The organism is Stieleria maiorica (assembly GCF_008035925.1).
GTDB lineage: Bacteria > Planctomycetota > Planctomycetia > Pirellulales > Pirellulaceae > Stieleria > Stieleria maiorica.
Map to the genome: position 1 here is coordinate 4,794,683 of NZ_CP036264.1, position 14,791 is coordinate 4,809,473.

Consider the following 14,791-nt stretch of genomic DNA (forward strand, 5'->3'; position numbering starts at 1 on the left):
AATTCCCATCCCCTGGCGATCCGCGGCCCGCCCGCATCCTCGCGATCGGCGATAGCCGCCGGCGGCGTCCTGGTCTATACTGGCGGATTGACATTTGACGCCGAGACCTGATCCGATCGAGCCTCCGTTTGCCATGCCCACCGCCCCAGTTTGCCGCGCCCGAGTGATCTGTCCCCGAACATCCACCTTGTGCCCTCGACGCGTCACGCCGCTGATTGCCAGCCTATCCGTCCTGATTCTGGCCGTGGTGGTCGGGGGCGGTCGGATTGCCGGGGCCGAGGAACCCGCCTTTTCAGACGATTTCGAATCCGGCACCGAACGCTGGGAAATGCTCGATCCCAACACTTGGAAGCACGGCGAGCGCGACGGATCGATGACGATCGAAATCACCGATCGGTCCAGCGAGTACAAGCCCCCGGTCCGCAGCCCGCTGCACGTCGCGCTGGTCAAGAACTTGGAACTGGGCAGCTTTGAAATCAACTTTCGCGTCAAAAGCACCAAGGACACGGGCAACCATCGCGATTGCTGTGTGTTTTTCAATTACCGCGATGACCAGCACTTTTATTACGTGCACCTGGGGGCCCGCCCCGACCCGCACAGCGGTCAAATCATGATCGTCAACGAAGCACCACGTCTGGCATTGACCGACAACCAACGCGAAACGCCGTGGGACGATCAATGGCACCGGGTCAAACTGGTCCGTGATGTCCAAACGGGGCGGATCGCAATCTTTTTCGATGACATGTCCAAACCGCATATGGAGGTGTTCGACAAAACGTTTACCGGCGGACGCATCGGGCTGGGGTCGTTTGACGACCTGAATGCCTTTGACGATGTTGTCGTCCACGCACGCTAACCACGGCCGTCGCCGGTCACTTCTCTTCTCTCCGACGGCACCGTCGGAGTCACCATCAATACAAGGAATCTGCAGCGGATGAGCGATTACGGAATGTTCAGCGACGATTTTTATCTCAACATGAACTTGGCGACCGAAATGGATCTGCCGCAAAATCGCGAGTCCGTGCTCCACTATTTCGAACAGGTGCGGCGTCGCTACCCCCAGTTGCTGAACTTCTATTCGCGCGAGAAGTCAGAATTTGTGCTCGAAGAGGAAAAGGAAAAGGGTTCCTACCGTTGGGTCTCGATCGAACCGCGACGACTGAACAGCGGATCGGTCAACCCCGAGACGCTTGACGCCGCGATCGAACAGCATCGCAGTGTTTTGGAGTTGGTGCCCTACGAGTTATCGATCACACCACTGGATTGTGAATCGCTGAGCGTGATGTTGGGATTCGATTTCAATTATCGCGGCAACCACAACGAGATTCTGAATCAGGCGATCGGCGTTGCTCCGGCGCTGGAGCGGTTCACGACGTTGCCCTACGGCAAAGTTCTGTCCAACGAACCGTCATTGCAGTTCGCGTTGGACGAAGAGTGCCGCACGCAATGCCGGATCAGCTTTGAATCCCGGACGACCGCCTACCAAGTCCGCACCGGCGAATACAGCGAAGACCAATTGAGCGTGTACCTGACGGTCCGCCGGTACGACAGCCTGGGACCCGAAGAGTCGTTCGACAAAGAATTCGTCCGCCTCTCGGCGCTCTGCCGCGACCTGGTCGACGAGTACCTGGTCAGCGCCGTCCTCCGCCCCCTCCAAGAAGCAATCTCCCTGCACTAGCCCCATCCCAAAGGGGACGGGGGTTGATTCGGGCACCAAGTGTAGAACCGCTGTCCCCAGCTGTTCTCCCCTGAAACCGCAGCGCAACACCCCGGACGCGCGAGAAACGAAGTCGTAGCGGGCTGATGACTTAGAACTGGAAGTACACGAACGGTGTGAATCCGCGCGGTGCGTACAGCAGCAGGCACCAGACCAGCACGGTCGTGGCGACCGGGGTGTACCAGCGGTCGGCACGCAACCGCATCGCGATTCTTAACCGCGTGGTCCAGGCGGCGTGTTCCAGCACCATGATCGTAATCGCGGAAATCGTCAGCGGCGGATACCAAGCGATTCCCGGAGACAGAAACAGCAGTTGCCCGATGACCGATGTGAACTGATCCAGCGAAGCACTGCGAAACAGCACCCATCCGAATAGCACGACCAACAAAGTTGACAGCCGCCCCAGCCAAACGACTTTGCGCAACTCGATCCGCTTGCGGAGTTCCCGTTCGCAAACCAGTGCCGCGCCGTGCCACAGCCCCCAAAGCACGAACGTCCACGCGGCCCCATGCCACAATCCGCCCAAACCCATCGTGAGGATCAAATTGACATTCGTGCGAAACGAACTGCAGCGGCTGCCGCCGAGCGGAATGTACAAGTAGTCGCGCAACCAGCGCGAAAGCGTCATGTGCCAACGGTGCCAAAAGTCGGCCACGCTAGTGGCAAGGTACGGGTGCCGAAAGTTCTTTGGAAATCGATACCCCAACATCTTGGCAACCCCGATCGCGATGTCGGTGTAACCGGAAAAGTCATAATAGATCTGCCCGGCGTACCCGATCACGACAAGCCACACGGTCAGGCCGCCATAGAGTTGCGGGGCGGCGAACACGACGTCGACCACTTCGCCCAATCGGTCCGCCAACAACACCTTTTTGACCAGACCGCACAGCGCGAGCTGAAACCCGCCGTAAAAACGTCGCCCCGACCACTCCGGTCGCTGTGAAAGCTGCGGCAACAACTCCGAGGCGCGAACGATCGGACCGGCGACCAACTGGGGAAAGAACGCGACATACAACGCAAAGTCCAACAGGGACTTCGACGGCCGGATCTTCCCGCGATAGACGTCGATCGTGTAGCTGAGCGTTTGAAACGTGTAGAACGAAATCCCAACCGGCAGAATGATGTTCAGCGTCCCGGGGTTCCACTGCCAAGATTCAAACAGGGCCGCGGCGGAGTCGATGAAGAAGTTGAAGTACTTGAAGAACCCCAGGACGCCCAGGTTGACGCACAAGCTGACCAACAGCCACGCGCGTTTCGCCCTTCGACCCGATGCATGCACGATCCGCTCGGCCACGAAATAGTCGACCATCGTCGACAGCAACAGCAACCCGCAAAAACGGTAGTCCCAATAGGAATAGAAATAGTAGCTGGCGGCGAGCAGAATCAGATTGCGCGTCACCCGCGTGCGACAACGCCAGACGGACAGCAGGATCAACCCCAGGAACAGCAGAAACTCGATTTGCGTGAACTGCATCGTTGTCAGTCCTTCGCCTCGTCGAGCGACAAACTTACATCCGATGGCGTGATCCAATCGCGGACGTCTAACAGACGTTCCGCAATGATTCGGTTTCCGGTGGCGTTGTAGTGCCCGACACCGAATTGGCCGTTGTGGAACCCGCGTGGCCACTCGCCTTCGATCGCGGCGGACTTCATCGCCGGCCGCCCGTCGATGAAGTAAAAACCGTGATCGGCACAACGGCGTTGAAATCGTTCAAACAACCGCTGGTCGGGATCGTTCCAGCGAACCTGACCATCGACGATTGCCGGGATCATCGGCGCGTAGACGAAGATGCAGGGCTGGTCGCAATTTTGCCGCAGCCGCTGCAACTGCAACGCGAGCAGCTTGGCCTGGGACTCGATGCGGACATTTGATTGATCGACCGGCCCGGAGACGTTTTCATTCGAAACGGCATCCACCGGACCGGGGCGGAATCGGAGTCGTCGTGTCGTTCCATCACCGCGGGTAATGATGTTGCGCGCCATTTGGATGACAAAGGCGGGCAAGGTGGCACTGATTGTCGAAAACGTCGCCGGAATCGACTCAGGAGACTCATCGATTTCGATGCACCAATCCGACCACTCGACGATCAATAAGACGTGGACATCGATCCGACCGCGGGTTTCGGTGTTCTCTGCGAGCGCGGCGATTTGTGGGATCCAGTCGTTGCAGTCGTCGCCGCTTCGCGCAAAGGGATAGACCTGGATCTCGTCGGATGCAAGGCGTGTCACCTGGGCAGCGATCTTGTCGTGATCGTCCACGCAAACGCCTTCGGCTTGTGAATCACCCCACAACGCCAGTCGGATCGCGGTTCGGTCATCGGCCGGCAACGACGTTTTCCCTGGCATCCCCATCGGACCGATCCGCGTCGTCGCGTACCCTTCACTTCGCCAACGGTATTGGGCCTCCGGTTGCAGCACAGCGACTCCACGCACCGGATCGTTGACACGCGGAACATAGCTGCGAACAAACAATGGGGAGGTCACGCCGACCAGGACGGTACCGACCAGAACTCCGATGATCCATCGACGCAGCATCAGCGTGACATGCGAAAGACTCCCGCGTCTTTCTTACCGCTGAACGTCGCGTTGAAATGGTGTGGCGTTACGGTCGCCGTCATCCGGTATTCCCCCAGCAACGGCAAACGCGTCGATGATCGGTATTGATTGTAGCTTCCCGGGATGCGTTCAAGTTTTGCGGGGTAGACAAACGGAATCACCTTGGCAAACCGACCGGCAAATACGGCGCGGTACGTGTTGTGATCGACAACGCGAATGCGGGCGCGTAGCGGACCTTGGTGGCCGGTCGATGATGACGACCAGTTGCCGACCCAGCGGCCCGCCGGACTGGCCGCGGACAAACTGACGATCGGCAGAAAAAACGCAACCAGCAACGTGGCGAGCAACCGCGAGGGCATCGGAGAACTCGGTGGGAACGGGATTGGGAAATCGACAGAGACCGAATGTTTCATCCTACTTGGACGCCGCCGCGGTGGGTAGTCACGCCGCGGCTCGATCGCCAGTCGACTAGCTGAACGCCACCTCACCAGCCGCGTACTGCGACTGGCATTGGTCGTAGCGGAATTCTCGTTCCAGGTTGCCCTCGCTCGGCTCCAGGGTGAACCAGAAACACGTGCCCCCTTGGTAGCCGGGGTCGATCCAGATGTTACCCCCGTGGGTTTCGACGATTTTCCGCGCGATCGTCAGCCCGGCGCCGGATCCACCGCCATAGGCATCCGCGGCGTGCAAGCGACGGAATATGGTAAACACATCCGACCGCATCCGTTCGGGGATCCCGATCCCGTTGTCGGCAACGAAGAATGCCGTCACGGGATCGTCGCCTTGCGAAAGTTGTTTGGTCACGTATCCGATATCGATCCGTTTGAAATCGTGATCGTTGTACTTGATGCCGTTAGAAATCAAGTTCTGCACCAGTTCGTTGAACAGCACGGGTTCGCCGCTGACGGGCGGCAACGACATGCTGTTGATTTCGACCTGCCCCGAAGCGATCTGCGTGAACAGGTTTTCTTTGACGTGGCCGACGATTTCGTTCAGGTCGACCGACTCGCGGCGATCGTTCACGCAGCCGACCCTCGCGTAATGCAACATTTGATCGATCATGGTTTGGGCGCGATCGGTCAGTCGGCGAATCAGTTCCAGCTTTTCCCTCGCGGCGTCCTCCAATTGGTCGCCGTAATCTTCGACGAAAAACTCGGTCAGCGATCCGATCCCGCGAATCGGTTGTTTCAGGTCATGTGATGCCGCGTAGGCGAATTCTTGCAGTGCTTCATTGCTGCGTTCCAGTTCCGTACGGTATTTCTCCAGCTGGTTCGTCCGGCCTCGCAACTCGATCAACGATGTCGTTTGTCGGCCCAGCGCCTTCAGCGACGTCATTTGTTCGTCGGACAACTCGCGGGGGACCGAATCGATGACGCACAGCGTCCCCAGCGCGATGCCGCCCGGCGTGACCAACGGGGAACCGGCATAGAAACGAATGTGCGGAGCGCCGGTGACCAGCGGATTGTCCAGGAACCTGGGGTCTCGCGTCGCGTCGCGCACGGAGAGGACTTCCTGTTGATTCAGAATGGCATGGGCACAAAAGGCGGCCGAGCGATCGGTCTGGGAGACGTCCACTCCGACGCGCGCCTTGAACCATTGGCGATTCTCATCGATCAGGCTGACCAGCGCGATCGGGGTTTTGCAGATCCGAGCGGCAATCCCGACGATGTCGTCATACTCTTGCTCAGGCAAGGTGTCGAGAATTTGATAGTCGACCAGAGTCTGTATCCGCACGGACTCATTTTCAGGAAGTGGCGCCGCTGGCATGGGATTCCCCGTTGTGTCCCAGGAATTCGCCGACCGGAGCGGTGACGAAAGACAAATGGCGAAAAAACTGCCGAACCCTAGCTCTTGCGGTCACGCCAAGAATCTTGAAGGCCCGTTTTCGCCTGTGGCGCTGGGGCGAAGCCTTCACTGAACGGGCCGGTCAGCGGGGTTACGAGGACGATTCCGGGGGGCAGGGGAAGGCGACGCCGGCGGACTGCCGGCCGCACCACCCTCAGAGGTGCAATTTCCGGATTTCGTTCGAAGTGCATCGTCGAACGCCGGTTAAATGTAGCTACCTTCGCCAGAAGGTGGATAACTTGCGCGACACCACGCTCTGGCGAGCGTAGCTACGTCCAAGGACGCGCCGCTCCCCTATTGCCCGAAGAAACTCTCATCGACCAGCGGCAGATCCTCCAACGACTCCAGCCCGAACAGGGTCAGGAATCGCTCGGTGGGGTAATAATGCGGCACCTTTCGTCCCCCATCGGCCGGTTGTTGGCGTCTCATTTCCAACAAACGGCGGCGGACGAGTTGATTCAAGAGTGAACCGCTATCTTTGCCGCGTTGATCCTGGACAGTTTGCGCGGTGACGCCGGGTTGGTAAGCGACCAACGACAGGACTTCGACGGCGGCTTGGCTGAGCCGGGCTTCGCGGACTCTGCCCAGAAACGAGTGACGGACTTTTTCCACCGCCGGGGCGATCGTCATTCGATACCCGCCGCCTTCGTCTTCGATGATCCGCAACGCCTGCTCGGCCGACTTGTAGGATTGGTTCAGGCTGTCGATCATCTCTACGACCTCTTCTTCGGTGACGCCGCGCATCAATGAGGCGAGTCGGGCGGCGGTGAAGGCTTGGTTTTCCGGATGCCCGACGAACAACGCCGCTTCGATGATGCCTTCAGGATGAACGGCTTCGTCATCCTCCTCCAGCGGTTCCTCCATCGAGGACTCGGCGAGCGAATCGTCATCGGGTTCATCATCGGCCGCTGGTTCGGGAGCGGCGAAGGTTTCCGGATCGTGTGCGGCGGCGGCCCGTGCGTAGGCCGCTCCGATGTCATCGAGCGAAAACTCGCCGAAGTCCGACTCGTCCTGCTCGAACGAGTCGTCTGCGGGTGCGTCGTCTTCGATCGATCCCTGATCGATCATCGCGTCATCGTTTGCCCCACCGCTCGGATCGTCGCTGGTATGCGGAGGATCAAGCCGGTCGTCATCGTCGTCGTTCATGGTTTCAGCCTGCCTAGTTTCGATCGCGAACCCATGCCACGAAACGACCGATCTGTTCGTGTGCCAACAGCGTTTCGACCGTGTTGTGGTAGCGTCCCAGGTCTTTCTCCCGAGGCACGAAGCGATGAATCGAGCGGTGGCAATCGTGGCACACCGAGATCGTCTGTTGCATGCGGGCCCGAGAGAATCGCTTTTTGAACCATTTGTTGCGATGGCAACATCGTGGGATCAGGTGGTGTTCGGTCGTTCCACGTCTGGTCTGCCGACCACACAACTGACACCGATTCTGGGGATCGCAAGGGGCAGACATTTCGATTGTTAAACAGTACTGTCGGGGCTGACGTCGTTCGGTTTGGCAGCGGACACCCCGTTGTCCTTGAACAGGAGCACGAAGACGCCCAACACGGCGAACGCAAAGATCGCGGGTTTGGCCCACAGCTGTTTCCACTCGATCGCTTTTAGTTCTTGATGCCGCAGTTCATTTTTTTCGGCGGTCAACTGTTCAATTCTCTCACTCGCTTCGTTGTTCGCGATCGCGGCATCGATGGCCTCCGTCTTTTCCACCACTTGCGCGTTGAGAGCTTTCGCTTCGTCGGGCGTGTGGGTCGCTTCGATCCGTCCGGCCAACTGAGCGCCGATCATCATTCCCAACCCCAAGGTCAACATGACCAATAGGCCCTGGGCTTGAGCACGAACATGCGGGGGTGCCTTTTGGTCGGTATAGATCTGACCGGTCACAAAGAAAAAGTCGTAGCAGATTCCGTGCAGGGTGACGCCCAAAATGATCATCCAGCGGATCTGATCGGGAGCCCCCAAGGAAAACAAGCCGTAACGGATCACCCACGCCGCCATTCCGATCGCGAGCATCCATTTGACGCCCAGGCGTTTGAAGAAAAACGGCATGACGAGCATAAAGAAGATCTCGGACATCTGTCCGTATGACATTGTCGTGCCGATCGGCAGCTCGGCCAACTCGACCACGCGACTGGCGATTTGGTAATAAAACGCCAGCGGGATGCAAATCAGCATCGATGCCAAAATGAAGACCAAATAGGAGCGATCTTTCAGCAGCGACAAGGCGTCAAGCCCGAACAGTTCACGGACCGAAACCTTCTCCTCCGAGGCCGCCGGCGGTGTATCGGGCAATGCGAAACTGAACAGCCCGAGCAGGATCGCCGCTCCCCCGGCGATGTAGAACATTTGGACGCTGGTTTCCGACCCCGAAATCGTCAGCGTGATCCCGGCGGCGATCCATCCGATCGTTCCCAACACCCGAATCCCGGGAAACTCCTTCTCCGGATCCGTCATGTTTTTCATCGCGATCGTATTGGTCAACGCCAACGTCGGGTAATACGTCAGCATGTAGCCGAGAAAAAATCCCCAGTTCAGCACCGACGGGGAGGGAGACTCGCCCCGCATCACCGTCGTCGCGGCGAACATGATCACCCCCCCGAGGATGTGCAGGACCGCCAAAACGCGTTGTGCCGAGAAGAAACGGTCGGCAATCAGCCCCACAAATAACGGTGTGATCAGTCCCGCGATCGGCCCGACAGAGTAGGTGTTGCCCAGATCCCCAGGTTGAAAACCGATCGTCCCCAAATAATTCGGAGCCGTCACGTACCAGGCGCCCCAAACGAAGAATTGCAGAAACATCATGATGGACAACTGAATTCGAACGGTGGGATTCATTGAGGGCAGCCTGAACTGGAATGTCTGGGATGGGCGGTACGGCGTGAGGACGTGATGGCGATCACTCGGCCGGTCGACACCGACTTGAAAAGCGGAGCGAGCAAAATTGCGTGACCGAGTGCAGCGGGCAGATTCTAACGCAGAACTCGGTCTTTTGTTGCTCGCACTCTCGACACGGGCGCAATCGCCCCCGGCCGCCCGGGATCATCGCAACAAGCGGCAAGGTCAACGACCGCATCGGGTAACCGAAGAAGTTTGATTGACGAGCATGAAAGACGGGGGCGACCGCAAGATCCCGCAAGATCACGAGCGTTGCGACAGATCGAGTTGCTCCGGGCGGATTTCAGACCGATTTTTCGCCGTCCCCGTCCTACGCAACCAGGTGGTTTATCTGATATCCTTCCGCAAATTTAGCATTCCCAACGTTCTTCCGCGGAAAACGACGTGCCACGACGCGACGACATTAAGAAAATTCTCCTGATCGGCAGCGGGCCGATCATCATCGGTCAAGCCTGCGAATTCGACTATTCCGGCACACAGGCGTGCAAAGCCCTCCGCGAAGAGGGGTATGAGGTCGTGCTGGTCAATAGCAACCCGGCTACCATCATGACCGACCCGGCGACGGCGGATTCGACCTACATCGAACCGCTGACCTGGCAGATGGTCGAAAAAGTGATCGAAAAGGAACGGCCCGACGCGTTGCTGCCGACCCTGGGCGGGCAGACCGGCCTGAACGTCGCGATGGACCTGGACGCCAACGGCGTGCTGGAGAAATACGGCGTCGAAATGATTGCCGCCGACGCCAAGGTGATCGCCAAGGCCGAGGAGCGCGACCAGTTCAAAGAGGCGATGGAAAAGATCGGTCTGGACGTCTGCCGCGGTCACGTCGTGCACAGCATCGAAGAAGCTCGTGCGGCGATGGAAGACGTCGGTTTGCCGGCCGTCGTCCGCCCCAGTTTTACGATGGGCGGCAGCGGCAGCGCGATCGCTTACAACAAGGACGACTTCGACGCCCTGGTCAAAAGCGGCCTGGATCAATCGCCGGTCACCGAAGTCCTGATCGAAGAATCGATCATCGGCTGGAAAGAATACGAAATGGAGGTGATGCGCGACAAAGACGACAACGTCGTGATCATCTGCAGCATCGAAAACTTTGACCCGATGGGCGTCCACACCGGGGACTCGATCACCGTCGCCCCGGCCCAGACGCTCAGCGACAAGGAATACCAGCGGATGCGCGACGCCTCGCTGGCCGTGATCCGCGAAATCGGTGTCGAAACCGGCGGCAGCAACATCCAATTCGCGATCGATCCGTCCAGCGGACGCATGATCGTGATCGAAATGAACCCCCGCGTCAGTCGCTCCAGTGCCCTGGCCAGCAAAGCGACCGGGTTCCCGATCGCCAAGATCGCCGCCAAGCTGGCCGTCGGTTACCGGCTGTGGGAACTGCCCAACGACATCACCAAACAGACCAAGGCCTGCTTTGAGCCGACGATCGATTATGTCGTGACCAAGATCCCTCGGTTCGCGTTCGAAAAATTCCCCGAGGCCGACGCCACGTTGATGACGCAAATGAAAAGCGTCGGCGAAACGATGGCGATCGGACGGACGTTCCGCGAATCGTTGCAAAAAGCGATGCGGGGACTGGAAGTCGGCGCCTTCGGACTGGGCAGCGACAACCGCGACCTGTGGGGCACCGACGAACAACCCGATCTGGACACCATCCGCGCCAAGCTGGGAACGCCCAACGCCGAACGCGTCTTCTATCTGCGTTACGCGATCAAGGCCGGTCTGTCGGCCCAGGAAGTCCATTCGCTGACGCACATCGATCCGTGGTTCCTGGATCACTTGTCACAGATCATCGAACACGAGGACCGGATCCGCGCCCTGGGGTCACTCGACGCGATCGACCGTGACCAAATGTGGAACGCCAAACGCGACGGATTCTCGGACCGCCAAATCGCACACATGCTGTCCTCGACCGAATTGAAGGTCCGAGAGCGGCGATTGGAATTGGGAATCCGGCCGGTCTTCAAGAGTGTCGATACCTGTGCCGCCGAATTCGAAGCCTACACGCCGTACTACTACAGCACCTACGAAATCGAAGACGAACTGCCGCCCAAGCAGGATCAAAAGCGTGTCGTGATTCTCGGCGGCGGGCCGAACCGAATCGGACAAGGCATCGAGTTCGACTATTGCTGCTGCCATGCCAGTTTCGCACTTCGCGAGATCGGTTACGAATCGATCATGGTCAACAGCAACCCCGAAACGGTCAGCACGGACTACGACACCTCGGACATCCTGTTCTTTGAACCGCTGACGATCGAAGACGTGCTGAATATCTGCGATGCGACCCGGCCGGACGGCGTGATCGTTCAATTCGGCGGGCAAACGCCGCTGAACCTCGCCCGCGGGTTGCAAGAAGCCGGCGTGCCGATCATCGGTACCAGCGTCGACACGATCGAATCGACCGAGGACCGCGAACGATTCCAAGCGTTGATCAACGAATTGCAGCTGCGGCAACCGCCCAGCGGCATCGCCCGCAATATGGAAGAGGCGCGCAAGGAAGTTAAACGCATCGGCTATCCGGCGCTGGTCCGCCCCAGTTTCGTCCTGGGCGGTCGCGCGATGGAGATCTGCTACGACAAGTCACAATTCGAACGCTACGTCGCCGAAGCGTTTATCGTCGCCGACGGCCAGCCGGTGTTGATCGACCGCTTCTTGGAGGACGCCACCGAAGTCGATGTCGACGCGATCTGCGACGGTGAAGAAGCCGTGATCATGGGGATCATGGAACACATCGAGGAAGCCGGCGTGCACAGCGGCGACTCGGCCTGTGCGATCCCCCCGTTCTCCATCCCGCCGCACGTGCTGGACGAACTACGTGAAGCGACGATCAAATTGGCCAAGTCGTTGAATGTCGTCGGCCTGATGAACATTCAATTCGCCATCAAGAACGAAGAGAGCGGCCCGACCGTGTACATCTTGGAGGTCAATCCGAGAGCCAGTCGTACCGTGCCGTTCGTCGCCAAAGCGACCGGGATTCCCGTCGCCAACTTGGCGACCAAGGTCATGACCGGAATGACGCTGTCGCAACTGGGGATCACACAAGAACCGATCCCCAAGCACGTTTCGATCAAGGAAAGCGTGTTTCCGTTCCGCAAGTTTGCCGGCGTCGATATCGTGCTCGGCCCCGAAATGCGCAGCACCGGCGAAGTGATGGGCATCAGCAAAAAGTTCCCCTTGGCCTTTGCCAAAAGCCAGCTCGCCGCCGGCGTGACGCTGCCTACCGAGGGCAAGATCTTCGTCAGCCTGAGTTCGCGGCACAAGGATTCGGCCGTCAGCCTGGGCAAGGACCTCCGCGCACTCGGGTTTGAAATCCTGGCGACCAGCGGCACCGCGGCTCGACTGGAATCCGAAGGGGTTCCGGTGACCCGCATCAAGAAACTGGCCGAGGGGCAACCCAACCTGATCGACTATCTGAAGAACGAAGACGTGGCGTTGATCATGAACACGCCCAACGGCAAGGGTGCCCGAACGGACGAGGGCCGGATCCGCGCCGCGGCGGTCCAACAAGGCGTACCCTGCATCACGACGATCGCGGCCGCCGAAGCCGCCGTGCGTGCGATGCAAGCCATTCGAGACGACGTGATGACGGTGCAGTCGCTGCAAGAACGCTACGCGGAGTAAATCGATCGCGATGTCTGATTCCCAATCGCCGAAAAAGTCCACCGGTAAACCGGACTACGATCCGTCGACGTTCCGATTGCTGGTCGTCGACAACGAAGCGGCTCACGCCCGGGCGATGACGGAAAGCTTGGAAAAGGTCGGATACAAATGCACGGTCGCCACCAGCGGCCCCGAAGCGGCCACGTTGATCGAGCGTGACACGTTCGACATCATCATCACCGACATGGTGATGAACGATGTCGACGGGATGAAGTTGCTGAAGCTGGCCGGCCAGCGGTTGCCCGACGCCGAAGTGGTGATGGTGACCGGACACGCCACCGTCCCGATCGCCGTCGAAGCGATGCAGCAGGGCGCGTTCAATTTCCTGGAAAAACCGATCACGCCGAGCCGCTTGCGAGCGATCGTCGAAAAAGCCGTCGGCGCGGTCAGTTTGCGACGCCAGAACACCGAACTGATGTCGCGATTGGACGAGCGGTTCGGATTCGAAGGCATCGTCTACACCAGCAAGAAGATGCAGCAGGTGATCGACCGCTTGCGGCGAATCGCCGCGACCGACGCCACCGTGCTGATCACCGGCGAAAACGGAACGGGCAAAGAGATCGTCGCCCAAGCCGTTCACCAGAACAGCCCGCGGCGAAACAAATCGATCGTCGCGATCAACACCGGCGCGATCGCCGAAAATCTGGTCGAAAGCGAACTGTTCGGTCACGTCAAAGGCGCCTTCACCGGCGCCGATGCCGACCGGGTCGGCGCGTTCGAATACGCTAACGGCGGCACGCTGTTTTTGGACGAAGTCGGCGACATGCCGATGAGTACCCAGATCAAACTGCTGCGGGTGTTGGAAGAAAGCAAAATCACACGCGTCGGCGACAACAAGGCGATCAAGGTCAACGTTCGATTGATCTCGGCAACCAACCGGCCGTTGGAAACAATGATCGACGCCGGCACGTTTCGAAGCGACCTCTATTTTCGTTTGAAGGTCGTGACGGTCGAATTGCCGGCGCTGCGGGAACGCCGCGAAGACGTGATCCCGTTGATGGATCACTTTCGCAAAATGTTCTTGCGTCGCCACGACAAACCGGCGGCACACTTCACACCCGCGGTGACCAAACGTTTCTTTGCCTATGACTGGCCGGGGAACGTTCGCGAGCTACGGAACTTTGTCGAAATGATGGTCGTGCTCGACACCGACGGCAAACTGGATGTCGACGACCTGCCGCCGGAATTGGTCGACGATCAGGCGACCGATCACGGTGCGGAAGAGATGGAATTGCCCGCGATCAGTGCGGATGCCGAGTCGAGCCTGGTCGGCCAACCGCTGAGCGTGATCGAACGCTGGGCGATCGAAAAGACGTTGCAATTGACCAACGACAATCGCGAGGAAGCCGCCAAGATCCTTGGCATCGGTGCCCGAACGTTGTACCGCCGCTTGGATCAATACAAAAAAGAAAGCGACGAAGAGGACACCGCGAGCGACGGTGACTCCGACGCTGATTAACCCAGCTCGTTCCGAGCGTCCCGCCCCAAACCAACTCGTTCCAAGGCTCCTGCCCAACCAACTCGTTCCAAGGCTCCTGCCCAAACAACGCGTTCCAAGGCTCCTGCCCAAACAACTCGTTCCAAGGCTCCTGCCTTGGAACGCGATTCAATGGTGGCTCCGCCACGCCCCCGTCCGCCACAAGGCGGAGCCTCCGAGACCGTGTGTTCCCAGGCGGAGCCCGGGAACAAGGGTGATGCACCCAACCAACTCGTTCCAAGGCTCCTGCCTTGGAACGCGAGTCGCTGGTGGCTCCGCCACGATCCCGCCCGCCGCGAGGCGGAGCCTCCGAGACCGTGTGTTCCCAGGCGGAGCCCGGGAACAAGGGTGATGCACCCAACCAACTCGTTCCAAGGCTCCTGCCTTGGAACGCGAGTCGCTGGTGGCTCCGCCACGATCCCGCCCGCCGCGAGGCGGAGCCTCCGAGACCGTGTGTTCCCAGGCGGAGCCCGGGAACAAGGGTGATGCACCCAACCAACTCGTTCCAAGGCTCCTGCCTTGGAACGCGAGTCGCTGGTGGCTCCGCCACGATCCCGCCCGCCGCGAGGCGGAGCCTCCGAGACCGTGTGTTCCCAGGCGGAGCCCGGGAACAAGGGTGATGCACCCCCGCA

The 14,791-nt window shown here is 59.4% G+C and carries 11 protein-coding genes; 4 read left to right on the forward strand and 7 right to left on the reverse strand.

The window, feature by feature from the left end; all coding sequences use genetic code 11:
• The first annotated feature begins 247 nt into the window (after window positions 1-247).
• Together Mal15_RS16270 and Mal15_RS16275 are read left to right on the forward strand one after the other, a co-directional pair.
• Window positions 248-856, forward strand: coding sequence for a hypothetical protein (locus Mal15_RS16270; protein WP_390623535.1), 609 nt, complete (start codon window positions 248-250; stop codon window positions 854-856).
• Between the two features lie 78 nt (window positions 857-934).
• The gene (locus Mal15_RS16275) at window positions 935-1,678 is read left to right on the forward strand and encodes a hypothetical protein (protein ID WP_147868730.1); all 744 of its coding nucleotides are present in this window, start codon (window positions 935-937) and stop codon (window positions 1,676-1,678) included.
• A 130-nt stretch (window positions 1,679-1,808) separates the two neighbouring features.
• On the opposite strand, the gene Mal15_RS16280 is transcribed toward Mal15_RS16275, so the two are convergent.
• From Mal15_RS16280 to Mal15_RS16310, 7 genes are all read right to left on the reverse strand, one after another.
• On the reverse strand, window positions 1,809-3,191 hold the full coding sequence (locus Mal15_RS16280) for an MBOAT family O-acyltransferase (protein ID WP_147868731.1): 1,383 nt from the start codon (window positions 3,189-3,191) through the stop codon (window positions 1,809-1,811).
• Between the two features lie 5 nt (window positions 3,192-3,196).
• Window positions 3,197-4,252, reverse strand: coding sequence for a hypothetical protein (locus tag Mal15_RS16285; RefSeq protein WP_147868732.1), 1,056 nt, complete (start codon window positions 4,250-4,252; stop codon window positions 3,197-3,199).
• Window positions 4,252-4,632 (reverse strand): hypothetical protein, encoded by a 381-nt coding sequence (locus Mal15_RS16290; RefSeq protein ID WP_147868733.1) that lies wholly within the window; start codon window positions 4,630-4,632, stop codon window positions 4,252-4,254. The genes Mal15_RS16285 and Mal15_RS16290 overlap by 1 nt, the downstream gene beginning before the upstream one ends.
• A 109-nt stretch (window positions 4,633-4,741) precedes the next feature.
• Entirely contained in the window at window positions 4,742-6,007 is a 1,266-nt protein-coding gene (locus Mal15_RS16295; RefSeq protein ID WP_167546854.1) for a sensor histidine kinase, read from the reverse strand.
• 405 nt (window positions 6,008-6,412) lie between these two features.
• A complete protein-coding gene (locus Mal15_RS16300) occupies window positions 6,413-7,264 on the reverse strand; it encodes an SMC-Scp complex subunit ScpB (protein WP_147868735.1) in 852 nt (283 codons plus the stop codon).
• Window positions 7,265-7,277: 13 nt separating this feature from the next.
• The gene (locus tag Mal15_RS34690; RefSeq protein WP_233903494.1) at window positions 7,278-7,436 is read right to left on the reverse strand and encodes a hypothetical protein; all 159 of its coding nucleotides are present in this window, start codon (window positions 7,434-7,436) and stop codon (window positions 7,278-7,280) included.
• Window positions 7,437-7,582: 146 nt separating this feature from the next.
• Window positions 7,583-8,953 carry an MFS transporter gene (locus tag Mal15_RS16310; RefSeq protein ID WP_147868736.1) on the reverse strand — a complete coding sequence of 457 codons (1,371 nt, stop codon included), beginning with the start codon at window positions 8,951-8,953 and terminating at the stop codon, window positions 7,583-7,585.
• Between the two features lie 444 nt (window positions 8,954-9,397).
• Here Mal15_RS16310 and carB point away from each other — a divergent pair, with 444 nt between their 5' ends.
• On the forward strand, window positions 9,398-12,643 hold the full coding sequence (gene carB, locus Mal15_RS16315; protein ID WP_147868737.1) for a carbamoyl-phosphate synthase large subunit: 3,246 nt from the start codon (window positions 9,398-9,400) through the stop codon (window positions 12,641-12,643).
• 10 nt (window positions 12,644-12,653) lie between these two features.
• A complete protein-coding gene (locus tag Mal15_RS16320; protein ID WP_147868738.1) occupies window positions 12,654-14,141 on the forward strand; it encodes a sigma-54-dependent transcriptional regulator in 1,488 nt (495 codons plus the stop codon).
• Window positions 14,142-14,791: the final 650 nt, after the last annotated feature.

What these genes read in the sequence shown, in the direction of transcription:
- Mal15_RS16300 (WP_147868735.1), bottom strand. Translation starts at nt 7,264, where the DNA reads ATGAACGACGACGATGACGACCGGCTTGATCCTCCGCATACCAGCGAC.
- Mal15_RS16275 (WP_147868730.1), top strand. Translation starts at nt 935, where the DNA reads ATGAGCGATTACGGAATGTTCAGCGACGATTTTTATCTCAACATGAAC.
- Mal15_RS16285 (WP_147868732.1), bottom strand. Translation starts at nt 4,252, where the DNA reads ATGCTGCGTCGATGGATCATCGGAGTTCTGGTCGGTACCGTCCTGGTC.
- Mal15_RS16290 (WP_147868733.1), bottom strand. Translation starts at nt 4,632, where the DNA reads ATGCCCTCGCGGTTGCTCGCCACGTTGCTGGTTGCGTTTTTTCTGCCG.
- Mal15_RS34690 (WP_233903494.1), bottom strand. Translation starts at nt 7,436, where the DNA reads ATGCAACAGACGATCTCGGTGTGCCACGATTGCCACCGCTCGATTCAT.
- Mal15_RS16310 (WP_147868736.1), bottom strand. Translation starts at nt 8,953, where the DNA reads ATGAATCCCACCGTTCGAATTCAGTTGTCCATCATGATGTTTCTGCAA.
- Mal15_RS16320 (WP_147868738.1), top strand. Translation starts at nt 12,654, where the DNA reads ATGTCTGATTCCCAATCGCCGAAAAAGTCCACCGGTAAACCGGACTAC.
- Mal15_RS16280 (WP_147868731.1), bottom strand. Translation starts at nt 3,191, where the DNA reads ATGCAGTTCACGCAAATCGAGTTTCTGCTGTTCCTGGGGTTGATCCTG.